A 26,017-nucleotide genomic window follows, 5' to 3' on the forward strand; every position below is an offset into this window, starting at 1 on the left:
TTACCAAAGTTTAAATCTGACCTCTTTTAATCCTTTTGATTGCAGATAATCGAGTAATTCTTTCGCATCTTCGCCGCCGCGTTGGGCGTGATGAAGCAACGAAAATCCGTGCGCTCCTTTGGAGGTAATAAGTTGAGGCATAGCTTCCAGTTGCGGCTTGACCAAAGCAGTTTTGCCCAGCATGGTCAAGACGAAAATATTGGGACGTGCGCCTTGGGCGAGCAGATAATTCGCAATTTCTTTGTTGCCCACGTGCCCAGCCGCTTCGAGTGCTGTTTCAAAATCACCGCCGCCCCAATCCCATGCCGCAAAGAGTAAATTGGGGTGCTCCTTGTGCATGGTCTGAATTTTTGCCAAATCTTTGTGTCCGGCTCCCACAAAATCGCGCACCAAGTCTGGGGCGTAGGCAGCAGGCTTTTCTTGTTGGGCAAAAATCAGTTGTGGAGCGGCGGCAAGGCCCGTTCCGAAGGCTATTTTCTGTAAAAAATCAATTCTTTTCATGAAGTGCAAAAAGGTTATACGATTAAAGGGTATCTGCTAAAGGCAATTTAATCATAAACCCTCACACCTAGCGAATCAGCGTGTTTATGTTGCGCTAAAATCCCACGATTTGGGGGAGGTTTTAGGCGGCTATTCTGATTTTAATGACTTCACGGGATTCATCAACGCGGCTTTGATACTCTGAAAACTCACGGTCAAAACAGCGATTCCCATCGACAACACACCCGCCGTCAGAAATACCCACCATTCGATGTCGATGCGGTAGGCAAAGTTTTGGAGCCATCTATCCACGGCATACCACGCAATGGGAGATGCGATGACTATCGCAATCAGTACCAACTTGATGAAATCTTTGGAGAGCAGCGTTGTGATACTCAACACCGAAGCCCCCAGCACTTTTCGAATACCGATTTCTTTGGTGCGCTGCTGAATCACGTAGATAGCCAAGCCCAGCAAACCCATGCAGGCAATGAAAATGGCCAATAAAGAAAATACTCCAAAAATACGTTGCGATACCTGCTCCGATTGGTACAGGGCATTCCAATCGGAATCTAAAAAGGAATAATGAAACGGCTGCTCGGGTTGGTAGCGTTTCCAAATGCTTTCCATTTGACTGACCAACGGCTTGGGGTCTTGCGACTTGACCCGCACCACAATTTCATTGTTAAATCGCCTGATTAAGCGGTCGTTAAGGATAAACAAAGGGACGATTTTTTCGTGCAATGAACTGAAATGGAAGTTTTTAACCACTCCCACTATCGTATAAAAAACGGGTGGGCCGTCCTGTTGCTCAAAATTGTCGGGGCTGATGATTTGCTTGCCTATGGGGTCGGTTAGGCCTAGTTTGGTGACGGCTTCTTCGTTGAGAATGACCGATACGGAGTCGTTGAATGTACGCTCAAACGCTCTGCCAGCCAGCATGGTCATGCGCATGGTTTGTAGATATTGTTCATCCACGAGCGTACCTCGTCCTGTCACACTTTCGTTATCGCCATTTTTGCGGAAGGTGATTCCAAAAAAGCCTTGTTTTTCGCCAGGCGTTGACGAGGTTCCTCCTACGCTTTCCACCCCCGAAATTTGCTCCACTTCCCGCTTAAAGGTCTCGGTTTTGTTCCCTAGAAAACCAACGCCTTGTAGTTTGATGATGGATTCTTTGGTAAAACCGAGTTCTTTTTCCTGCAAATAGTTCAACTGACTGTACACGATGATGGTGCCGATAATGAGAATGATGGAGATGGAAAATTGAAAAACCACCAGACCATTGCGCAGCCAATAGCCTTGACGAGTGGATAAAAATTTGCCCTTTAGAACCTTAATCGGCTCAAACGCCGACAGCACCCCCGCTGGATAACTTCCCGCCAGCAACCCCACAAAAACGGCCAATGCTGGTAAGAACGGCAGTAAAGACCAATTGAGAAAATAGCCGAGAGCCAATTGCTTACCTGCCAGATTGTTGAAAGAAGGAAGAAACAACGCTACCAAACCAACGGAAACCAAAAAACTGAACAGGCTTAGCAAAACCGATTCGGTCAAAAACTGCGCCGCCAATTGCCCTTTTGTCGAGCCCAGGGCTTTGCGAATGCCTACTTCGCGGGCGCGCTCAGACGACCGCGCCGTGGCCAAATTCATAAAATTGATGCACGCTATCAGCAAAATAAACAGCGCTATGACCGAAAATAAATAAACCAGCGTGCGGCTACCGTTGGGTTGTAGTTCTGCTTCTATGTTGGAGTCAAGATGAATGTTGCGGATGGGTTGTAAGAAATAGAAATAGCCGTTTCCTGCTTTTACGTAATCTTTGTAAGAAACCCCGAAATTGCGCTCAACTTCCCCGGCAGCGTATTTTTCGACCACCTTCGGAAACTTCGCTTCCACGGCGGCGGCCTGGGTATGCGGTTTCAATAACAGATACGTATAGGCTGAAAAACCAATGTGGTTAATTTGGTCGGCCGGTCGTAAGTTGACTGTAGAAGCCAGAAAATCAAAGGTAAAATGCGCATTGGTGGGTACATCTTGGCAAACCCCAGATATTTCCAGTTTCGGTCCCTGAACGAGTTCGACGAATTTTCCGATGGGACTCACTGTACCGAATAAACGCCGTGCGGTGCGTTGGGTTAACACGACCGTATTGGGCCGAGATAGAACTTTGGTCGGTGCGCCTTCGAGGAGGGGAATCTGAAATACTTGAAAAAAGGCCGAATCAGCAAAAAGAAAAGCGCGCTCTTCGAGGGTTTTGTTGTTATGACGTAGGAGCGTGGCGCCTTCTCCGTTAAAATTGAAGACTCGAATCGATTGCTCTATTTCGGGGATTTCCTTGCGAACCGACTGCGCATAAGACGCGGGTATGATGGCGTATTTGGTACTGCGGTCGGGGTATTTGCGTTCCAACGCCATGCGATAAATGCGCTCGCCCTGCGGCCAAAAACGGTCAAAATTCAGTTCGTCGGCCACGTACAGCACAATCAGCATACAGCAGGTCATGCCGATGGAAAGGCCCGTAACGTTAATGAACGTATTCGTCTTGTTTTTTAACAAATTACGAAGGGCGATCTTGAAATAGTTTTGCAGCATGGGTTTTGGTTTTAAAAGGTAGAGGCGGAGGCAAGCCCCGCCCCTACGGTTATTCAGATTTCAGCGAATTGACCGGATTCATCAACGCCGCTCGGATGGCCTGAAAACTGACGGTCAGTAAGGCGATGCATATCGCTAAAATGCCCGCTGTCAAAAACATCCACCACGAGATTTCGATGCGGTACGCAAATTCCGTGAGCCATTGACTCATAGCGTAATAGGCAATAGGAGAGGCGATTAATACCGAAATAACTACCAGAACAAGAAATTCACCGGAGAGTAAACTCACGATATTAGGAACACTCGCTCCCAATACTTTTCGAATACCGATTTCTTTGGTGCGTTGTTCCGCCATGTAGGTCACCAAACCGAATAGCCCCAAACAGGCGATCAAAATGGTGAGAATGGCAAAGGTCAATGCCACTTTTCCGACACGCTGCTCGGCGCGGTACATTTGGTCAAACGATTCATCCAAAAATTGGTAGCTAAAGGGCATTTCGGGAGCCATTGATTTCCATTTCGCTTCTATTTGACTCACCAACCCTGGCACATCCTTGGTGTTGATCTTGAAGGCGGCGGTCCAACTGTTGTTTCCCAACCGCATACACAAAGGTCCTACCTGCTGGCGTAGTGATTCGTAGTGGAAGTTTTTAACGACTCCCACGATTTCATAGGCGGTGTTAATGCCCGCCGTAGAACCGGTAGACGTATAGATTTTTTTGCCGATCGGATTATCGTAGCCCAACACTTTGGCAGTGGTTTCGTTGATAAGTACCGCCGAAGAATCCGAACCGTACGATTTTGAGAAGTTTCGCCCTTTAATGACTTCCATGCCTAGCGTCGGAACGTAGTCATAATCAACATTCCAAACCTGCATATTGAAGCCGTTTTTCATGTCCATGACAGCTTCCTTGGAAAAAGTATTGTCACTGCGGGAAGAATTGGCAACGGGCAAATATCCCGCATATGACGCACTTTTTACACCCGCCATTTGACCCACCTCATTCTTGAAGGCGTCTCTGTTGGCAGTCAGAGCACCGGTACCATTGATGATCAGTACTTGGTCTTTGTCGAAACCCAGTTTTTTGGTTTGGATATAGTTGAGTTGTTGGTATACTATAATCGTCCCTATAACCAATACCAACGAAGTAACAAACTGAAACGTAACCAGCATGTTGCGGAGATTGCTGCGCTTAAACCCGGCGTTAAATTTCCCTTTCAAGACCTCAATGGGCCGAAACGAAGAAAGGAAAAAGGCGGGATAATAACCAGCCAAAATCCCTACGACAAAGGGTAAAATCAACAGGAAAATCAAAAGCTGAGGTTGAAAAAGCGACGAGATCGAGAAGGTCTTCGCCGAAATATCATTGAAATAAGGAATCAAAATGATGGTCAATAACAGCGCAAACAGGAAAGCCATGTAGCTCGTCAGGGTCGATTCGGCAATGAACTGCGCAATCAATGTTTGGCGCTCGGTACCCATTACCTTCCTAATTCCCACTTCTTTGGCGCGATTGGACGACCGCGCCGTACTTAGATTCATGAAATTAATGCAGGCAATCAGCAACAAAAACAACGCCACCGCCGAAAAAATATAGACATACTGGATACTGCCATTGACGCCTATTTCAGGATAACGATCCGATCGCAGGTGAATATCGGTCAGCGGCATCAGGCTGTATTCGAGTTTATTACCCGCTTTTTTGAACTCATCCATGGAGTTGATCTGCATGTACTGTTTGGCCTGTGGGAGAACATAGCGTACCAAAACCTCGTCCATTTTTTTCTCAAACACTTTGTAATCAGTTCCTTCACGGAGAAGGATGTACGTGTAGAAATTGTTGCTGAGGTAATTTCCAAAGTCATACCGAACGTTATCCATCGAAAAGATAAAATCAAAGTTGAAGTGCGAATTGGTCGGAATGTCTTTTATGACAGCCGTTACCTTATACAGGGTTTTGTCGCTTACGCCCACCTCCAGCGTTTTGCCCACCGCGTCGGTCGTACCAAAATACTTACGGGCGGCGCTTTCACTGATTACCACCGTATTGGGGTCATCCAAAGCTGTCTTAGTATCTCCCGCAATGGCCGGCAGGGTAAACACGTCAAACAACGTTGAATCGGCATATCCTACCCGATTTTCAACAATGTATTCTTTACCCTTTTTGATGGATTTGGAACCGTCGGATGTATATAAACGTACGAACTGCTCCACTTGAGGGTAGTCTTTTTTGAGTGTAGCGCCCATTGGGTCAGAACTCACGGCAAGTTTCAAATCGGTGCCGCCAAAGCGAATATCGGCATGAACACGGTAAATGCGATCAGCCTTTTCGTGAAAACGGTCATAGCTCAATTCATCGGTCACGTACAGAGCGATCATGATAAAGCAGCATAGCCCAATGGCCAAACCTGCCACGTTAATGAAGGAGAAAATCTTGTTTTTTAACAGATTTCGCCAAGCGATCTTGAAATAGTTTGTCAGCATGATTTTAGGTTTTCAATATATGATGAACTACCTGCCTTAAGGGTTACACTTACATTATTCTGCTTTCAATGATTTTACTGGATTCATTAGCGCGGCTTTGACGGTATGAAAACTGACCGTCAATAAAGTAATCAGTAATACCAAGCCCGCCGAAAGTAGGAAGGTAATGGGACTGATGTTGGTTTTGTACGGGAATGGTTCGAGCCATTGATTCATAAAATACCACGCAATCGGAAATGCAATCAGGCACGAAACCCCCACCAAATAAAGGAAGCCTTTGGAAATCAGCGTAACGATGTGGCCCGTTTCGGCACCCATCACTTTACGAACGCTGATTTCTTTGCGGCGCTGCTCAGTTGTGAAAGCTACCAAGCCCAGTAGCCCTAGGCAAGCAATCAGCACCGTCAGCGATGAAAAGGCGGTGAAAATGGTGCCGCGTTTTTGGTCGGCTGCAAATTGCGATTGAAAATCTTGGTCCAGAAAATTATACTGAAACGAATGCTGCGGGAATACCTTTTTGTAAGACTTTTCCAAATGAGCCAAAGTGCTGGGAATATCGTTGGGACTGATTTTTGCCTGTACAGAGCCATTATTTTCACGGTACACCAAAATCAGCGGTTCAATGGGATTATAAAGTGATTTTTGGTGAAAATCTTTGAATACGCCCACCACTTCTGCTAAGTTGGCAGTATCACCAGCGAAGCGAATTTTCTTGCCCAACGCATCGGTCCAACCCATTTTTTTGATGAGAGCTTCGTTGACAATCATACGACGCAGCGAATCGGCCCGGTCCAATTCAGTGAAATTGCGTCCTTTGGAGAGTTGAATACCTAATGTTTGCAAATAATGAGGGTCAACACCATATACTTCAACGCCTAAGTTGACAAAGCCTGTTTTTCCTTCGATTTCCATCAAATTGAAACTCTGGCCGTTGCTGTTGGGGGTATACCACGACGAGCTCGCCGAAAGTACCTTCGGATTTTTTAGAAACTCTGATTTCATCAACTTGATTTCGTTGCGACCATCGCGGTTGATGGGCGGCATGTTTATCACCAATACTTGGTCTTTACTGTAGCCCAAGTCTTTATTTTTCATAAAGTTGAGTTGGTCATATACCACCCACGTGCTGATGAGCATTACCATTGAGATCGTAAACTGGAGTACCACCAAGGTCTGCCGCAAAGGCGCATTGCTGGACGCTTTGGCTAGATTTCCTTTCAACACCACCAACGGATTGAATTTGGCCAAATAAAACGCTGGATAACTGCCTCCCACTAAGCCAACCACCACCACAATCGTCAAGATACTGATGAGCGTAATGGGCTGAAAAATGGTACCAAACGTGAACGTTTTGCCCGAAATATCATTGAAAACAGGCAGTAATATCGCAATCAAAAGAAGGCTCAAAACAAGTGAGGCCAGCGTAATCACGGTCGATTCGGTCAAAAACTGCGCAATCAAGTGCCGCTGCAATGACCCCGATACTTTTCGAATGCCGATTTCCTTGGCCCTTCGTGCGGAGCGAGCCGTGGTGAGGTTCATGTAATTGATACAGGCAATCAAAATCATGAACAGCGCCACCGCCGAAAAGGTATAAATATACGACATACTGCCCAGCTCTTCTGGCTCATTGTTGAGGTCTGAGCGCAGGTGAATATCAACAATGGGCTGAACAACGTAGTTTATTTTGACATTATAAGGAGAGAAAATAGAGGCCATGTATTTTTGGTACATCGGGATTAATTTTTTCTCAAATGACTTATAATCACTGTTTTTGGTAAGTAAAGCGTAAGTGTAAAACCCAAAATTGCCCCAGTTATTTCCAAAATCTTTTCCTAAACTTGATGCCGAAATCAGCGCGTTAAATCGTAGATGCGAATTTTTTGGTACATCTTCGATAATGGCGGTGATGTTGTATGTGTCCTTTTTCCCTTGTAATGATTTCCCTACCACATTGTCGGTTGTTTGGAAGTACTTTTCAGCCGCTGATCTTGTGAGTACGAGCGAATTGGGAGCAATAAGCGCTCTTTTGGCATCGCCCGCAATGAATTTGTATGTGAATACATCGAAAACATTGCTGTCGGCATAGAAAACCTTCTCTTCAAAAAATTGCGTATCGCCTTTTTTAAATAACGTTTTATCGCCATTTCTCACAAAACGGACCGCATGCTCTACCTCAGGAAATTCTTTTTTGAGGGTCGGCCCTAACGGAAATTGTGTAACGGCGACTTTATCTGCCCGCTCTGGTTCTTTGATGGCAGCTCCCACGCGATAAATACGGTCGGCTTTTTCGTGATAACGGTCGTAGCTGAGCTCGTCGGTAATGTAAAAAACCAAAAATAGGCTGAAGGTCAGCCCAATGGTGAGGCCCAAGATGTTGAGCGCGGTGTAGCCTTTGTCCTTCAATAGGCTTCGTACGGCAATTTTAAAGTAATTCTTTAACATGGCTTTGGGTTATTAATTGATAGGGGCGGCCCCGCCCCTAGGGTTATTCCGATTTTAATGATTTCACGGGATTCATCAATGCGGCTTTGATACTTTGAAAACTTACTGTCAACAAGGCAATGGCAATTGCCGCGATTCCAGCCCATACAAATACCCATGCGCTGATTTCGATGCGGTAGGCAAAATCCTGCAACCATTGATTCATGCCCCAGTAGCCCAATGGAAATGCCACGACGCAAGCAATGAAAATTAGTCTCAGAAAATCTTTGGACAATAAACCGATGATTTGTCCCACGTTGGCCCCCAATACCTTGCGCACGCCGATTTCTTTCGTGCGTTGTTCGGCGGTAAAAGTGGCTAAGCCAAACAATCCCAAACAAGCAATGAAAATGGTTAGCCCCGAAAAAAGACTCAGGATAGTACCTGTTTTTTGTTCGGCGACGTAGGTTTTCGAGAAAAGCTCATCCATAAACGCGTACTCAAACGGCTCATCCACCCCAAACGCTGCCCAACGGGTTTTCATAGAGGTCAGCAATCCAGACACGTCGCGGGTTTTCACTTTTACGATAAGCCCCCAGTTGTTTTCATAGACCATCAACAGTGGTGAAATGGACTCGTGGAGCGATTTAAAGTGAAAGTCTTGCACGACACCAATCACTTTATATACTTTCTTGAAGCTGTTGTTACGTGTGATATGGTGCCCTACGGCGTTGTTGCCCCAACCAAAGGCTTTTGCGGCGGCTTCATTGATGATGATTCCCGCTGAGTCGGAAGCAAACGCTTTCGAGAAGTTACGACCTTCAACGATTTTCATGCCCAATGTGGGAATGTACTGGTCGTCGATGCCGTATTGCAACGTACGCATGATTTGCGCTTCGTTGTTTTCGGGATACGCCAGCGAATTGTTGGAGTTAGTGGGGCCAGCGGGCCGATATGGCGAAGCTGTTACGTTTACCACCCGCGAATCTTTTAAGAGTTCTTCTCGGAAAATGGCTTCGTTTTTACCCAACGCCCACGAGTTTTGCAACACCAACAATTGGTCTTTGTCATAACCGAGTTTTTTGTTTTGAATGTACGAAAGCTGTTGATAAACCACCGTTGTGCCCACAATAAGGCAAATCGAAATGCAGAACTGAAACACCACCAAGCTGCTCCGTAGGCCAATGGTTTTTTTGCTACCTGTAAACTGGCCTTTTAACACCGCAACGGGCTTAAAAGAAGAAAGAAAAAAGGCTGGATAGCTCCCCGCCAAAACGCCGACCACCAGACCAAAGGCCAGCAGTCCTGCCAACGTGAGCGGATTAGCCATGAAGTCAAGGTGCAGGTTTTTACCAGACAAATCGTTGAAAACAGGCAACGCCACTTGAACCAAAAGCATTGAGAGTACCACCGCAAACGACGTAAGCAGAATAGATTCGAGCAAGAATTGGCGTACTAATTCAAGTTTAACGGAGCCTAGTACCTTCCGAACCCCCACTTCGCGAGCGCGTTTGGAAGCCCCCGCCGTGGCCAAATTCATGAAGTTGATGCAGGCAATAAGGAGCATAAACAGGGCAATGGCCCCAAAAATATAGACGTATTTTATATCCCCACTTGCCTCCAACTCATTGGTGCCCTCTGAATAGAAATGAATATCGGTCAATTTCTGCAAGTGCAAACCAAGTTCATTGCCTTTCGTGCGAAACTGCGACAGGCTCATGCCCATGGCCTGAAAAATTTGCGGTCCCATGTATTTTTCGACGGTAGAGGGTAGTTTAGCTTCCAGTTTTTTGTAGTCGGTCCCTTCGGCCAACAGCAGATAGGTAAAGTAATTGGAAGTCAGCCAAGAGGTTGATTTTGCCTCATCATCGGAGGCCATTGAACCCAATAAATCGAAATGAAAATGAGAGTTAGATGGAATTTTATCAAACAGCCCCGTTACTCTAAATGCTGGCGCATCGGCGCCTTTTCTAAAATGAATGACTTTGCCAATGGGGTTTTCGTTGCCAAAATACCTTTGAGCCGCAGCCTTGGAAAGCACTACGCAATTGGGTTGAATCAAGGCCGTTTTGGGGTCTCCTTGCAAGAAAGGGATGGTAAATATGTCAAAAAAATTGGCGTCAACGTAGGCCATGGGGGCGTCGTTGTATAGTTTTTCGCCTATTATTACCCTCGGTGTGCCGAAATTACGCAGTCGAGTGGACTCTTGTACCTCCGAATAATCATTTTTTAACGCTTGCGCCGTGGGAGGCATCACACACGATTCGTTGATTTTTCCGCCGTTGATGTTGGCCTTAAAAACAACCCGTACAATTCGGTCAGCATTTTCGTTGAAACGGTCGTAACTCAGCTCGTCTTGCACAAATAGGCTGATGACCAAGCACGTAGCTATCCCGATGGCTAGGCCGAAGATGTTAATAAACGAATAGACCTTATTTTTGACAAGGTTACGATAGGCGATTTTAAGGTAATTTCGTAGCATAATTTTTATGTAGGAAAAGAGGAAATACAGAAAAAGAATCTGGAGTAGCGGAACACGGAAAACGTACGTTCTCCGTGTTCCCATTTCTCCTTGTTCCAATTTTACTCCGATTTCAATGCCTTCACTGGATTCATCAAAGCCGCTTTAATGCTTTGAAAACCAACCGTTAAAAATGCAATCAGTACGGCCAGGCCGCCCGCAGCAGCAAATACCCACCACGAAATGGAAATGCGGTACGCAAAATCTTGCAACCATTTGTCCATGAAATAATACGCGATGGGCGAGGCAATGAAAATGGCCAACAGTACCAACAACAGAAAGTCTTTGGATAGTAACGCCGTAATGCTTGCCACCGAAGCGCCCAGTACTTTGCGGATACCAATTTCTTTGGTGCGCGACTCTACCGTAAACGTAGCCAAGCCAAAGAGGCCCAAGCAGGCAATGAATATGGCCCACAAAGAAGCTGTGGTGAAAATATGGCTGTATTGCTGCTCCGAAACGTAGAGTTTGTTGAAATTCTCATCGACAAAAAAGTAGTCAAACGGGTTGCCTGTAAAGTACGTTTTATAGAGTTTATTCAACGACGCTATTTTTTCGGGCATCCGGTCGGCAGTTAAGCGGATGGTGAAGTAGGCGTTGTTGTTTTGGGGATAAAAAACAATGGGCTCAATGGCTTTTTGCAAGCTCGTATGGTGATAGTCTTTGACCACGCCGATGATTTCGAGGTAGCGCTCATCCCATTTGATTTTGGTGCGAATTGCCTGCTCGGCAGAGGTGAATCCTAGTTGCTGAATGGCGCGCTCGTTCATCAGAACCTTACTGTTTTGATTCCACTCCACCCTACATTCTTCAGCGGTGAAATTCCGACCCGCTTTGAGGCCAATTTCGTAGGTTTTCAGAAAACGCTCGCCGATGATGGCAAACGAATAAGTTTTGAACTCATCGCCCGATTTTGAATTGGGCTGCGTAAAGCCAGCCGTAGAAAAATTGTACCAACCGCTGGGGATCGTTCCCGATGTGCAATAGTCTTTTATGAAGCTCTGCTGCGTCAATTCGTTCCAAAAAGCGTTTTTACGCGCGGCGTAGGTGCTGTCTTTGCCGATTTCGGGCCCGCGAATAACCAATAACTGCTGCGTGTTCATGCCCAGATTTTGACTTTGCATAAAGTTCAACTGGTTGTAAATCACTATCGTTGCCAACACCAGCGTAATTGAAATAGAAAACTGTACGACCACCAGCGATTTGCGGAGAAAAACCCCTTTGGAGGTTTTGTTCAGCTGTCCTTTCATTGTTTTGATGGGATTGAAATTGGAGAGTGCAAAGGCGGTATACGCCCCCGATGCCAACGACCCAAACAATACAACGGCCAATCCCCATATCCAAACGGGAGTATAGCCTAATGTTTTGAGAGACAGTGATTTGTCAAGTAGCTCATTGAAGAAAGGTTGTAGCGCCGATACCAGCACAAGCGCCAAGACAAAACCCAATAGATTGACCAACATGGACTCGCCCAAAAACTGCTTTACCAAATGCCACTGGGTGGCTCCGATAACTTTCCGCACGCCTACTTCATTGGCGCGTTTGAGCGAATTGGCGGTCGAAAGATTAACGTAGTTGAACCACCCGATGATTAAAATCAAAAAGGCGATTCCGCCGAGCATGTATACGTATTTGAGATTGCCCAAGGTTTGAAGGGTATCATTGAGCGATGCCGATAAATGGGTGTTTTTGAAGGCTTGCAACCGAAAACGAACCCCGTCGTTTTCTTTGCTCAATTCGTTACGCATGGCCGTCAATTTGGCTTCAAACGCGCTAGGGTTTACACCTTTATTGAGCAAAAAAAACATATTTATGTATTGAGAATCAATGTTTTCGGTGTCGGCCCAGTCGTTGCCGATCAAGTTGGCGGGAATTTTTAAGGTTTCTAAAGAAAATACCAAGTCGTACCGAATGTCGGAGTTGGTAGGCATATCGGCATAAATGCCCTCGACAGTAAAGGACATCGTCCCAAATTGATTAGACAACGTCAGCACTTTGCCCATTGGGTTTTCAGTTCCGAAGTATTTTTTTGCGCTTGTTTCCGACACAAAAACTACGTTGGGTTTGGCCAGTGCAGCAGGCAACCCAGATTTGAGCGGAAAGCTAAAAAAGGAGAAGAAATTGCCCTCGGCGTAAGAAATGTTTGTTTCACGAAATGATTCGTTGGCGGGGCCTTCTTTTTTGACAATTCCTTGCGCCATGCCGTCGGCAAAACGGCAGTAGGAATGAATATCGGGAAAGCGCTGCTTGGCCCGCGAAGCCCAACCGGGCTCCACTTCGCCCCAAGTTACTCCTTTGGGGTCTTCATTGAGCAGCCGGTACATATCTGGCAGATTGGCATGAAACTGATTGAAGCTTTTTTCATGGCTAACGTATTGGAGTATCAACAAAAAAGCCGAAATACCCATGGCCAGCCCGGCGATGTTGATGAAGCTGTACACCTTGTGACGAAGCAGGTTACGAAATGCTATTTTGAGGTAGTTTTGGAGCATGGTTTCGGGAGTTTGGGCGAGAAAAAAAGAAGGAAAGAACAAAGATTCATTCTTTCCTTCACAGGCTTTTGTTTACAGATTACACGATGGCGTGCATGGGTTGATTAAAATACAAAATTCGTTCATGGCTGTATGAAACGGAAAATGCTTTATAACGAGTGAGAGGTAGTAATTGGCTGTTAGTAACCTCTTTTAAATGCTTTCTAATCTTATTTCCAAATCCGTACCAAAAATATAAATATTTGATAATCAGCGATTAAAAAAATAGTAAGTGTAAAAAAATGTCCATAAACGGACAAATTTAGTTCGTTTATGGACAAAGAGATTTGTAAACATAAAACACGGAGAACAGAACACGGAGAATGTACCCATTCCGTGTTCTGTTCTCCAGCACTCCGTGTTCCGAATAGTTATTCCGATTTTAAGGACTGAACCGGGTTCATCAACGCGGCTTTGATACTCTGAAAACTAACCGTGAGAAAGGCAACACTTACCGCAAGGAGCGCCGTAGCCGCAAAAACCCACCACTCAATGTCGATTTTATACGGAAAATCAGCCAACCACTTGTTCATCACGTACCAAGCAACGGGCGACGCAACAATCAACGCAATTAATACAAGACCGATGAACTCGACGGAAAATAGGCTCACAATTTGACCCGTAGAAGCGCCCAATACTTTGCGGATTCCCACCTCTTTGGTTCTTGATTCGGCCATGAAGGCCACGACGCCATATAGCCCCAAGCAACCAATAAAAATGGCAATGCTTGCCAACAAACGGAAGAGCGCATACATGCGTTCTTCTTTTTTATAAAAGTTATTGAGTTTTTCGTCCAAAAACTCGTACTTAAACGCAAAATCAGGGAAAGTGGCATTCCAAGTAGTTTCTACTTGGCCGATTAATTGACTGATGGCCTCAGTGCCGCCCTGTTGCGTCGAAAGTTTAATGCCGAGTGATTGGTACGAATCGCGCCGGGTGGTTAGTATACACGGATTGGTCTCTTGGTGGAGCGAAAAAGTATTGAAATCTCTGACCACCCCAACAATCGGTTTTTTAACCCTGCTGCGTCCGCCGATTGTTAAGTACTTGCCGATAATCTCGTTCGGGTTTTGAAAGCCCATTTTTTTTACAAATGATTCATTAACAATGATTTCTCGAATGGTATCGGCGGGTAGGTACATTCGCCCCGCAATCAGGTGTAGGCCGTATGTGTTGATATAAGAGGTGTCTGCCATGCGCATCACGATGCTGAAATCAGCTGGCTTTTCAGCGTTTTCAAATCGGAAACTCGACCACCAGTTGCCGTCTGAAGAGGGAACCGAAATACCATAACTCAACGACTTAACGTTGGGCAAGGCGGCCAATTGGGCCCGTAGTGTTTCGAGTTGGCCCAGCTTGTGTTCGGGGACATTGATTGTCAGCACCGCTTCTTTGTTGTAGCCTAAATCCGCCGAACGAAGGTGAGTCATTTGATTGTAAGCGATGATGGTACCAATAACGAGCATCTGTGAAATGGCAAACTGAAATATAATCAGCCCTCGGCGAAGTGATAACTGGTTGCCCCCTGTCATGCGCATTTTGCCTTTTAGTGCCAGAATAGGTTGATAACCAGATAAAACCAATGCGGGATAAAAACCCGCCAGCACGGTTGTGACCAAAGCCAACAACAATACAAAACCCACAACGATGGGGTCAAACAGCACAAGTGCGGCGGCTTTGATGTCAAGCAATTCGGCTACGTGCGACATGGATAAATACGCCACTAAGAAGGCCAATACAATGGCGAAGCCCGTCATCAGGCCCGTTTCGCTCAAAAATTGACGCACCAACTGAAATCTGGAGCTGCCCAATACTTTACGTACCCCCACTTCTTTGGCGCGGCGCAGGGCTTGGGCGGTAGCCAGATTGATAAAATTGACGCAGGCTGTAATCAGGATAAACAACCCAATCAGCGCCATGGCCCAAATCATCTGTTTGCTGACGGTACGGCCCGCAGAGTTCTCGGTACGAGTGTCAAAATGGAGGTCAGTCAGGGGCTGTAATTCGTATTGAATCTCTTTGGCATCGTCTGGCTCTAGGTATTTGTTTACAAACGGCACCAACCGCTGTTGCATTTGGGCGGCGGCTACTTTTTCGGGTAAAGCCAGATAAATTTGAGCACCACTGTAGGTGGAGCCCCAAGAATCCCAGTCTCCGTTGGCACCGTATTGTTTGAGTGAAGCAAACGATAGCAGAACCTCAAATGGCAAACTGGTCGTAGCTGGCGGGTCTTTTACAATGCCAGTCACGACGAAATCCATTTTATTTTCAATTTTGATGGATTTACCCATCGGGTCAACATCGCCGAAATATTTCTTTGCAATGCGTTCCGTCAATACAACCGTATTTGGATTCTTCAAGGCGGCTTTTTCATTTCCCGCTTTCCATTGATAGTCAAATAATTGAAAATACTCTGGCTCTATAAAAGCGATAACGCTGCCTTCTTCCTGAAACTTATTGGCTTTTTGGTCATTGACCCTAACCAATGCGCCGTAGAGGTCATAAACCATCGTCACTTGGTGTTTCATTTCGGGAAAATCATTGCGGAGGGCTGCCAAAGCAGGCAATGGAATGCCCGTGTTGCGGCCATCGCCTTCGGAGGTTTTATTGTAGGTAATGAGCCGGTACGTGCGGTCGGCATTGGCGTTGTGTCGGTCGTAGCTTAATTCGTAGCGAATGGCTAAAAACAACATGAGGCAGCAGGCTAGCGCGAAGGTGAGTCCGGCAATGTTGATGAGCGAGTAATTCCAGTCGCGCTTGAGGGCGCGGAGGGCAGTTGTGACATAATTTTTTAACATGGCTTTTTGGGATTGTATTATTCTGATTTCAACGATTTTACTGGATTCATTAATGCGGCTTTGATACTCTGAAAACTGACCGTCAGAAATGCGATGCCAACCGCCAGAAAGGCAGTAACGCCCAAAACCCACCATGGGAAGTCAATCCGGTACGCAAAGTCCTTGAGCCACAGGTGCATGGCATACCAAGCGACTGGCGAAGCGATGAGGAGAGCGATAACAACGAGTTTGATAAAATCAGTTGAAAGGAGCGTTACGACACTGCCCACGCTGGCACCCAGCACTTTCCGGATGCCGATTTCTTTGGCACGTTGCTCGGCGGTGTAGGTGGCCAAAGCAAACAGGCCCAAACAGGAAATGAAAATCGAAATAGCCGCAAAAATCAAAAAGAGCGTGCGCTGCTTTTGTTCGGCTTGGTACTGGTCGTTGAAGCGTTCATCCAGGAAGGTATATTCAAACGGATTGTTTGGGAAAAACTGTTTCCACACCTTTTCAACGTGAGCAATGGCCGCGGGCAAATCACCCGTTTTGGCACTCACCGACAGCCGGCTGCGCCAGCTTGGACGCATAAACATCACCATCGGAGCAATTTTCTGGTGCAACGACTCAAAATGAAAATCTTTGACTACGCCCACGATTTGTCCGTCGAGGTTGCCATATTTGAAGCGTTGCCCAATGGCTGCTTCGTTGTTTTTCCATCCGATTGCTTTTATGGCCGCTTCGTTGAGAATAAAATTGGTGGTATCGGCTCCAAAAGTCTGTGAAAAATCACGGCCAGCAGCGAGTTGTATTTCGTAAGTGTTGATAAAATCATAATCGGTCGAAAGTCCCTTGATTTCGGTGCTGACGGGCGTGGTGGTATCACCTTTGGCAACGGAAGCACCCATCGAATCCAACAGCCGAATCGTGGGTACGCGTGAAGAATGCGTCACGTTGGTGATGCCTGAATGTTGTTTGAGTTGTTGTTTCAGCGTTTCAAAATCAGCCGCCGAACTTCCCACGCCCGACATGACCAAAATCTGCTCTTTTTTATAGCCTGTCTTTTGGTTCATCATAAAATCAAGTTGATTGTAGACCACGCTCGTGCAAATAATTAAGGCGCAGGCAATGGCAAACTGCGTAATCACGAGTACTTGTCGCAGTTTTCCGTTTTTGAGGGCATTCACAATACTGCCTTTCAGTACTTGAATAGGCTGGTAGGCCGTCAGGAAAAAAGCGGGGTAACTTCCCGCCGCCAAACCCGTGACTAACACCGCTAAGGTGGCCGTCAATAGAAACTGTCCGCTGAATAATTGCGTGAAAGAGAGGCTTTTGTTGGTAAAATCATTGAGTGTAGGAAGCAACGCCGCCGTGGCAATCAATGCCAATATTAACGCAAAAAACGTCACCAAAACAGATTCGCTCAAAAACTGCCCGATGAGCTGTTGACGAAAAGCACCCACTGCTTTTCGCATTCCTACTTCCTTGGCGCGGCTGGCCGAGCGGGCCGTGGCCAGATTCATGTAATTGATGCAGGCAATCAGCAAAATGAACAACGCAATGGCCGAGAAAATGTAGACGTATTTGATGTCACCGCCCGGCTCAATTTCGTAGTCTAAGTGTGAATAAAGGTGAATATCAGGGACTTTGGTCAGATGAAGTTCAGAGTATTTAGAGCCCTTGGTACCGTTGTGCTCGGGCAGGTGCTTGTCCTGAAACGCTGGAAAGGCTTTTTCTAGTTTGGCGGGGTCGTAGTTGATAGGGAGTAAAAAATAGGTAGCAAAGTTGTTGCCGCCCCAGTCGCTGCGTAAACCTTCGGCACCATATAGGCGTTCATCGTTGAGTGAAGCCGCCGAAAACAAAACGTTGGGGTGAATGTGCGACTGGGCGGGAAGAGGTTCAAAAACCCCCGTAATACGAAAGTCATATTGGCTATCAAACTTGATGAGTTTTCCAATGGGGCTGACGTTCCCAAAGTATTTTTCAGCCATCGGTTTTGATAAAACTACCGTAAATGGGTCTGAAAGCGCTTTGTCAGGATTTCCTTCCAACAACTTGAAATCAAAGACTTTAAAGATATTGTCTTCGGCAAAAAACAGTTTGTCTTCGGTGTATTTTTTCTCCAAATTATCGGGCAATCTCATTGTTCCCTCGTATTCTAACAGGCGTGTTATTTGTTCTACTTCGGGAAAATCATTCTTGAAATGCGGGAAAAAAGCGGGCGCTACCGTCCCCAGTCGCAGACTGATTTGGCCATCGGTCGACTTGAAATACCGCGAAACGCGGTAAATACGGTCGGCTTTTTGGTGAAAACGGTCGTAACCCAACTCATCCTGCACGTAGAGTGCAATGACCAAAAAACTCGTCAGTCCCAAACTGAGACCTGCAATGTTGATAAACGTAAAACCTTTGTGTTTTAAAAGGCTACGAAAAGCGATTTTGAGGTAGTTGCGTAACATGGTTTTTGGTTTTGAAAAGAATAGGGTAAAGGCAGACGCGAGGCCTGCCCCTACTCCGTTTTTAATGACTTCACGGGATTGGCCAATGCGGCTTTGATACTGTGAAAACTGATGGTAAATAGGGCAACGATTATCGCGACCAGTCCAGCCACCGCAAAAATCCACCATTGAATAGTGATACGATATGCAAAATTGGCCAGCCATTTATTTAAGAAAAAATAAGCAATCGGACTGGCAATGAGAATGGCGACGAAGATGAGTTTGATAAAATCGGCCGACAAGAGCGTTACGACACTCCCTACGCTTGCGCCCAGCACTTTTCGGATGCCGATTTCTTTGGTACGCTGCCGCACCACAAACGCAATCATGCCAAATAAACCAAAACAGGATAAGAAAATAGCCACCCCCGCAAACAACCCAATGAGCGAGGCAAATCGACTTTCTTCCAGGTAGCTATCAGCGAGCGACTCATCCAAAAAGCGGTGTTCAAAAACTTTTTCTGGGAAAAATTCTTTCCACGTTTTTTCTACATAAGCCAATGTCGCGGGTATATTGGTCGATGAAATTTTAATGCCAAATTGAGAAAATGTTCCTGGACTTACCTCCATAAATAAGGGGCTTAGGCCCGTACGAAGGTTTTCGGAGTGGAAATCATTGACCACTCCTACCACTCGGCCTTTTTTGCCACCGCGTTGGATATTCTGGCCAATAGCCGCCTGCGGTGACCCAAAATGAAGGGCTTTTACCGCTTCGTTGTTGATAATAAAACCCTCTAAATGATCAGTGCCGTAGGTTTTGTCAAAATCGCGACCTGCTACTATTTTCAGGTCGAAGGTTTTAATGAAGTCATAGTCTACCGAGATACCCGGAAGAACCACGCCGTCTTCAATTCTGATTTTTTCGGTCGCTATGGGGTGACGCGCACCGCCCATTCCCGGTAGGTTTGAAGCCAAGGTAACGGCTCTAATGGAAGGGTTTTGCAGTAATTTTTCCTCAAACGCATTGGTCCGATTGCGTAGTTGTTGGTCACCAGGCGAAAACAGGTTGTTCATATTTTGACTGAATAGCGGCACCGCCAGCGTCATGTCACGGTTGAATCCCAAGGGGCGGTTTTTCAAATAGTCAATCTGCCGCAAGACAATTCCGGCACCTGCAAGCAGGGCGACCGCTACCGTGAATTGCAGGGTAATGAGACCTTGGGTGAGCCAATTGCCCCCTTGGCCTTTGCCGCTGGCTTTGCCACGAAAAATGTCGGTGGCTTTGAAGTGCGAAGCAAAAACGGCTGGGTATACCCCTGCTAATAAACAAGCCGTTGTAAATACGCCAAAAAACAGCAAAAGCATTTCTGCATTTTGGACGAAAGAAAAGTCGGGTTTGCGACCAAAAAAGGTTTCCATTTGGCCCAAAAACTGTTTTGTGAGCAGTAGGGCCAGCAAAAAAGCAGGAAGACCCAATAAAAAAGTTTCCGTCAATAATTGACGGACGATTTGCCACGACTGGGAGCCAAGTACTTTTCGCACGCCCACCTCTTTGGCGCGACTCAGCTGGGCGGCGGTGCTGAGATTGATGAAATTAACCACCGCAATGGCCAGAATGAGTACTCCAATCAGGGAGAATATTTGTAAGAAATCGGGGTTGGCAGTAGGAACAACTTCGCCCTCCGCCGTTGATTGTAAGTGGATGTCGCGTACGGGAAAGAGGGCGAAGTTTTGTTTGTCCCGTACTTCTTTCATACCGTTTTTAAGGACAAAATCCTTGAAGCGTGCGTTGACAGAGGAGGCTTTTGCCCCTTTTTTTAGTAATACGTAGGTAGTGGCATAAGAGGCCAATTTGTTGTTTTGGATAACGTCTAGGATGCCTTCACGGGCAAAATCAGGCTCCACATCGGCGATATTGCGAAAAGGAGCCAGAAAATCAAAGGTAAAGTGAGCGTTTTCGGGCAGGGCGCGTATCACGCCGCCCACCGTGAAAGGTCCCTGATTGGCGAGCATTAACTGTTTGCCCATACAATCTTCTTTGCCAAAAAAGCGCAGGGCCGTTTTGTCGGTCAATACAATCGAAAATGGAGTGTGTAGTGCGCGGTCAGGGTCGCCTTGGAGGGTTTCAAAGCCAAAGACCTGCATGGTGGTTGAATCGGCAAAAAAAGCATTTTCTACCTCAAAGCCCTGGTCTTGGCCCGGGACTCGTACGCTGATGCTACGGGGATAAAATCGCGTAGTTTGCTCAATTTCGGGGAAATAATTCGGGAGCATTGGCGCAAAAGGCGCTGGTGAGCGCGTGATGGTGAAAGCACTTCCCGTAAAATTAAGCTCATAATTCAGGCGATACAGCCGGTCGGTTGTAGGATAGTGGCGGTCGTAAGAGTGTTCAAAACGGTACCAGATGAACGTCAAAAAACAAAACGTCAGCCCCAATGTCAATCCTGCAAAATTGACGAAGGAAAAGAGTTTATTTTTACGAATTTGCCGAAAAGCAATGCTAATGTAATTGCGTAACATGGTTTTTTGTTTGGAACATGGAAAACGGAGTTATGGAAAATATACTTATTCTGTTTTTCTTGCTCCCGTTCTCCGAAATTTCACTCCGATTTCAAAGAGGTTACGGGATTCATTAAGGCGGCTTTAACTGCCTGAAAACTTACTGTGAAAATCGCAATCAATAACGCCATTGAGCCTGCCATGGCGTACATCCACCAACTGATGTCAATGGGATACGCAAAGCCTGTAAGCCACTGATTCATAGCCCACCACGCGGCAGGCGCGGCAATCACAAAAGAAACGATAACTAATTTGAGAAAGCCCTTCGACAGGAGCATAATGATTTGACTGACAGAAGCTCCCATCACTTTGCGAATGCCTATTTCTTTGGTTTTGGTTTCGGCCATGTACGCAATCAATCCAAACAAACCTAAACAGGCAATCAAAATGGCCAATCCCGTAAAAATGCCGAAGACAACGCCCGTGCGCTGTTCGCGTTGATATGCTTTGGCAAATGATTCATCTAAGAAAGTATAAGTAAACGGAGTACCGGGTGCGTAGCTTTTCCACTGTTTCTCGATGGTTGTCAACACTTTGTCCACATTTTCGCCGCTGATACGGGCCAATACGTAAGAGTTGGATTCTTGATACGTTTTGGAGGAATGGTGAAACAACGCAAAAGGCGACTTCACGTTATGAACCGTTTGAACATCAAAATCTTTCACAACGCCAATGACTTTAAAGCGCTGCATATCCCCGCCAGGATAATCTATGTATTTACCTATTGGGTCTTTCCAGCCAATTTTCTTCACTGCCGCTTCGTTCAAAATCACCGAAGTCGAATCGTTGAATTCTTTAGAGAAACCGCGGCCTTTCGTGAGTTTAATATCAAGAGTTTTGATAAACTCGTCGTCCGTCATAAACGAGAAAAGCGTCAGATCTTTGGCAATCTGCTTGTCGCCCGTATGTTGCTCAGGGAGATAGAAATCACCAAAACGGCCACTCAACGGCACGTTGGTACTGATGGAAGTGTGAATAATATCGGGAATACGAGCAATTTCCTGTCGGAATGCTTCCTGACTTTGTTCCAGACGCTGTGCATTAGGAATGACAATGACGTTTTCTTTCGTGAGTCCCAAATCTTTATTTTGTGTAAAACGCAGTTGTTGAAAGACTACAATCGTGCAGATAATCAACGCCGTAGAGACCGCAAATTGAAAAACGACTAAGCCATTTCGAACCAACAAATGAGCAATGTTCGTTTTAATGGAATTCGTTTTTAATACTTCGATGGGTTTGAACGAAGTAAGATAAAAGGCAGGATAACTTCCCGCCAGCATGCCCGTAGTGAGCATGAGCAACACAATAAATAGGCCAAAACCACCTTCAAAAAGAGCGTTAAAAGCAATGGCCTTGCCTGAAATTTGATTGAACCACGGCAATGATACAGAGATAATTACCAATGCCAAGACCGTAGCTAAAAAGCTATACAGCAGCGATTCGGATAAAAATTGTTTGATAAGGCTACTCTGAAAAGAACCGAGCGTCTTTCGTACGCCCACTTCTTTGGCACGCTTGAGCGAGCGGGCCGTCGATAGATTCATAAAATTGACGCAGGCCAGCAAAATGATAAAGATGGCAATAATGCCAAACATATAGACCTGTTTAATGTCGCCTGTGTTTTCATAAAACACGCTTATTTTGCCCGAATGAAGATGAACATCTTGAAAAGGCTGTAGAATAAACTCCCATTTGCCGCCTTTTTTAATGAATTCGTCATACGGTTGTCCAATTCGATTGAATGCATACTGGGCGTGTTTGCGAATCATGGCGGGAAATTTGGCTTCCAATTGCCGAATCCGCTCGGGGTTTTGAGCAATCTTATCATTGAGCACCACAAACGTACTCACGTTGAGCCATACCCAACTCCAGTCAAAATAACTGACAACCTGAACACTGCGGATAGGAACCAAAAAATCGAATTGCATCGAAGACTGACTCGGAATATCCTTCAATACCGCCGTGACTTTCCGAGGGCGTTCGCCAAATAAAAGCACCTTATTGATAGGGTCGCTGTCGCCAAAGTATTTTTTAGCCATTGTTTCAGTAATCACCACATCGTCCGTGTTTTGCAGGCAGGTAGCCGCATTTCCTTTTTGGAGCGCAAAGTCGAAGATTTCCAGAAAGTTGGAGTCAACGGCCATGATGTTTTTCTCGTCGAAGAAATGGTCTTTTTTGCCATTTTGCTCGTGGCTCACCACCAAATCCATGATTTGAAAGGTGCGCGTGTAAGTTTCTATTTCCGGAAATTCGGCCATCAACGTTTTGCCCGCCGGCGGTGGCGTATAACCTCCCAGCAACTCTGAGCCGCCAAAATTTCCGTCAATATTGACCTGATAGATTTGCGGTGTTTTCTTGAAAAAAGTATCAAAATGTAGTTCGTCCTTGATAAACAGTACAATCAAAAGACACACCGCCATTCCTACTGCCAACCCAGCGATATTGATAAAGGAAAGAACCTTGTTGTTGACAAGGTTACGGATGGCGATTTTGAGATAGTTGCGTATCATGATATTTTAAGTTTAAACCGTAGGGGCAGGCCTCGCGTCTGCCCTATCCACTGCCACCGACTATGAGAAATTTGAGCCTAATCAAAGTTAATATGTGTTTGCCCAGATCAGCATTTTCGTTGTATCCAGGCAAACGTGCCCCTACTCCGATTTCAAAGATTTTACGGGATTCATCAGGGCGGCTCGGATGGATTGCGCACTGACCGTTAATAAAGCAATACCGACGGCAACAACTCCCGCCAATCCAAATACCCACCATTGGATGTCCATGCGGTAGACAAAGTCTTTGAGCCACTCGTTCATGGCATACCACGCGATAGGCGATGCGATGACGATGGCAATCAACACGAGTTTTAAGAAATCTTTTGACAACAACGCCGTGATTCCCAACACCGAAGCGCCCAACACTTTCCGAATGCCGATTTCCTTGGTGCGTTGGGCGGTAGTGTATGCCACCAAACCGAACAATCCCAAACAGGCCAATAAAATAGCCAAGCCCGCAAACACCGTAAACACGCGGCTGATGCGGTTTTCGTTGGCGTACATTTGGCGGTATTCTTCATCAAGGAAGGTGTAGCTGAATGGACGATGAGGCGCAAGCGTTTTCCATTTGCTTTCCAGAAAAGACAGCGTTTGCGCAATATTATTTCCCGTCATTTTAACCAACAATACGTTGCCCCAAGTGACTGGAAAAATACCCAAAGAACCGATGGGTTGTTTCATCGAAGCAAAGTGAAAATCGCGAAAAACGCCCTTGATTTCTCCCAAACGACCGCCCAATTTGATTTTTTTTGCAACGGCTTCCTGCGGCTTCCAGCCTAGTTGTTTGGCCAGCGTTTCGTTGATTAAAAAGCGATAATCGCTCTTGGAATCATCTTCGGCGTTGAGCAGTTGCATGTCGGTCTCGGTAAGGTCGCTGCCCGCAATGATCTTTATATCTAAGGTTTTGGCCAAATCCTCATCGCCAGGAAATGCCGTAATCATCTTCTGAACGGGATTGGACGTGCCTACGGTTTCCACACCGTCGCCCCATTGAATGAACGTGGGTGTTTCGTACGCCAGTGCTATATTTTTGACGTTGGGGTTTTGCGTAAATTCATTTTTCAGCGCCTTCAGATTTTTGTTGATGCGCCCATCCGTGGGTAGAGCAATAATGTGCTGTTTATCGTAGCCTAGTTTTTTGTTTTGGATATAATTCATCTGATTGTTGACCACGAGTGTACTCACAATCAGAAAAACGGAAATGATGAACTGTAACACAATCAAGGATTTACGCAACAACAACCCCGAAGCCGTATTTTTAAACGCGCCTTTCAGTACTTTGATGGGTTGGAAGTAGGATAAAGCCAAAGCAGGATAACTTCCCGCTACAAAACTGACCAATAACCAAATGCCCGTCAATGACAGGATTCCAACGGGTTGAAAGAGAACGTTGAATGAAAGTTGGCGTTGAGAAAGTTGATTAAACAACGGCAAAAACGTCGCTGCCGCCGCTAAACTCAGCGCCAACGCAATCAAGGTAAGCACCAACGACTCGCTCAAAAACTGCCAAAATAACTGCCCGCGCAAGGCTCCCAGTACTTTTCTCATGCCCACTTCCTTGGCGCGCTCGGTGGCGCGGGCGGTGGTGAGGTTCATGTAGTTGGTGGCGGCAATGACCAAAATAAGCAAGGCAATAACCAGAAAAATATAGACGTAGGTGATGTCGCCAGCGGCGCTCATGCCGCCTTGGGCTTCAGAATAGAGGTGAACATCGGCGAGCGGTTCGAGCAGATAAGTTACAAAATTGTTGCCAGTCATTTCGGTTTCGGCCGACTGTTGGCGCATGTACGAGGCGATTTTTGACTGAAGCGCAGCTATCGAAGTAGAAGGGCGTAGCAGTAAATAAGTGACGTAATTGGCGTTCCACCACGTCTCGGTTTTAGCGGCCGAAAGTGAGTGGAGAGACGCCACAAAGTCAAATTGTAATTGAGAATTGGAGGGAGCATCTTCGGCAATGCCTGTCACTAAATAGTCCACTTTGTCTTCTAACCGAATGATTTTGCCCACGGGTTCTTCTGTTCCAAAGTATTTTTGGGCGGTTGAGGCCGTCAAAACCACCTGATTTGGAGCGTTGAGTACTGTTTTGGGGTTTCCTTTCAATAATTTGAACGAAAAGAAATCAAAGAAAGATGAGTCGGCCCAGCAAAAGCGAGGCTCATTAAACAACAAGTCACCTTGTTTGACCACGACGGTACTTTGAGAGTGGGCAGGGTCGGAGACCCGAACGAAGCCTTCTACCTCGGGAAAGTCGCGCCGAAACGCTGGCCCGACTTTGGTGCCCGTCATAACGGTTTTGTTGGAGGTTCCTTCAATGCTGTAATGCATCACCGCCCGTGCAATGCGGAAACCGTTTTGGTGAAATTGGTCAAAACTCAGTTCGTGTTGGATATACAAGCCAATCAGCAGACAGGCCGTCAGGCCCGCCGCCAAACCAAATACATTGATGAATGTAAATGCCTTGTGTTTCCACAAGTTGCGCAATGTGGTTTTGAGATAATTCCGTATCATAACAAAAGAAGAAGAAAAGGCCTGTTGAGAATTGTTCAAATGATGTACCAGAAGAGTAAGTAGTTGATAAATAAAGATTTGTGTTTTTAGTTTCTAAAAAAAATGTCCGCAAACGGACAGGTTTAGCTTCGTTTGCGGACATGCCAACGAT

The 26,017-nt window shown here is 46.0% G+C and carries 11 protein-coding genes; all 11 read right to left on the reverse strand.

The genetic code is table 11. The annotated features are described in order from the left end of the window. The 11 genes from GVN20_RS11120 to GVN20_RS11170 all read right to left on the reverse strand — a co-directional run bounded on the left by GVN20_RS11120 (nt 1) and on the right by GVN20_RS11170 (nt 25,866). On the reverse strand, nt 1-501 hold the full coding sequence (locus tag GVN20_RS11120; RefSeq protein ID WP_206023250.1) for a hypothetical protein: 501 nt from the start codon (nt 499-501) through the stop codon (nt 1-3). Nucleotides 502-630: 129 nt separating this feature from the next. Further along, nucleotides 631-3,072 (reverse strand): ABC transporter permease, encoded by a 2,442-nt coding sequence (locus GVN20_RS11125; protein WP_166558394.1) that lies wholly within the window; start codon nt 3,070-3,072, stop codon nt 631-633. A 49-nt stretch (nt 3,073-3,121) separates the two neighbouring features. After that, on the reverse strand, nt 3,122-5,557 hold the full coding sequence (locus tag GVN20_RS11130; protein WP_166558395.1) for an ABC transporter permease: 2,436 nt from the start codon (nt 5,555-5,557) through the stop codon (nt 3,122-3,124). Between the two features lie 54 nt (nt 5,558-5,611). After that, nucleotides 5,612-8,002, reverse strand: a complete 2,391-nt coding sequence (locus tag GVN20_RS11135) for an ABC transporter permease (protein ID WP_166558396.1) — start codon at nt 8,000-8,002, stop codon at nt 5,612-5,614. A 43-nt stretch (nt 8,003-8,045) separates the two neighbouring features. After that, the gene (locus GVN20_RS11140; protein WP_166558397.1) at nt 8,046-10,463 is read right to left on the reverse strand and encodes an ABC transporter permease; all 2,418 of its coding nucleotides are present in this window, start codon (nt 10,461-10,463) and stop codon (nt 8,046-8,048) included. Between the two features lie 101 nt (nt 10,464-10,564). Continuing rightward, on the reverse strand, nt 10,565-12,994 hold the full coding sequence (locus GVN20_RS11145; protein WP_166558398.1) for an ABC transporter permease: 2,430 nt from the start codon (nt 12,992-12,994) through the stop codon (nt 10,565-10,567). Nucleotides 12,995-13,404: 410 nt separating this feature from the next. Continuing rightward, nucleotides 13,405-15,831, reverse strand: a complete 2,427-nt coding sequence (locus GVN20_RS11150) for an ABC transporter permease (protein ID WP_166558399.1) — start codon at nt 15,829-15,831, stop codon at nt 13,405-13,407. Between the two features lie 17 nt (nt 15,832-15,848). After that, complete coding sequence (locus GVN20_RS11155; protein ID WP_166558400.1) at nt 15,849-18,269, reverse strand: ABC transporter permease; 2,421 nt, start codon at nt 18,267-18,269, stop codon at nt 15,849-15,851. A 50-nt stretch (nt 18,270-18,319) separates the two neighbouring features. Next, nucleotides 18,320-20,767, reverse strand: a complete 2,448-nt coding sequence (locus tag GVN20_RS11160) for an FtsX-like permease family protein (protein WP_166558401.1) — start codon at nt 20,765-20,767, stop codon at nt 18,320-18,322. An 80-nt stretch (nt 20,768-20,847) separates the two neighbouring features. Further along, entirely contained in the window at nt 20,848-23,316 is a 2,469-nt protein-coding gene (locus GVN20_RS11165) for an ABC transporter permease (protein WP_166558402.1), read from the reverse strand. Between the two features lie 141 nt (nt 23,317-23,457). Next, nucleotides 23,458-25,866: an ABC transporter permease gene (locus GVN20_RS11170; protein WP_166558403.1), complete on the reverse strand. Its 2,409-nt coding sequence runs from the start codon at nt 25,864-25,866 to the stop codon at nt 23,458-23,460. Between the last annotated feature and the right edge of the window lie 151 nt (nt 25,867-26,017).

Source organism: Runella sp. CRIBMP, from assembly GCF_009905605.1.
Classification (GTDB): Bacteria; Bacteroidota; Bacteroidia; order Cytophagales; family Spirosomataceae; genus Runella.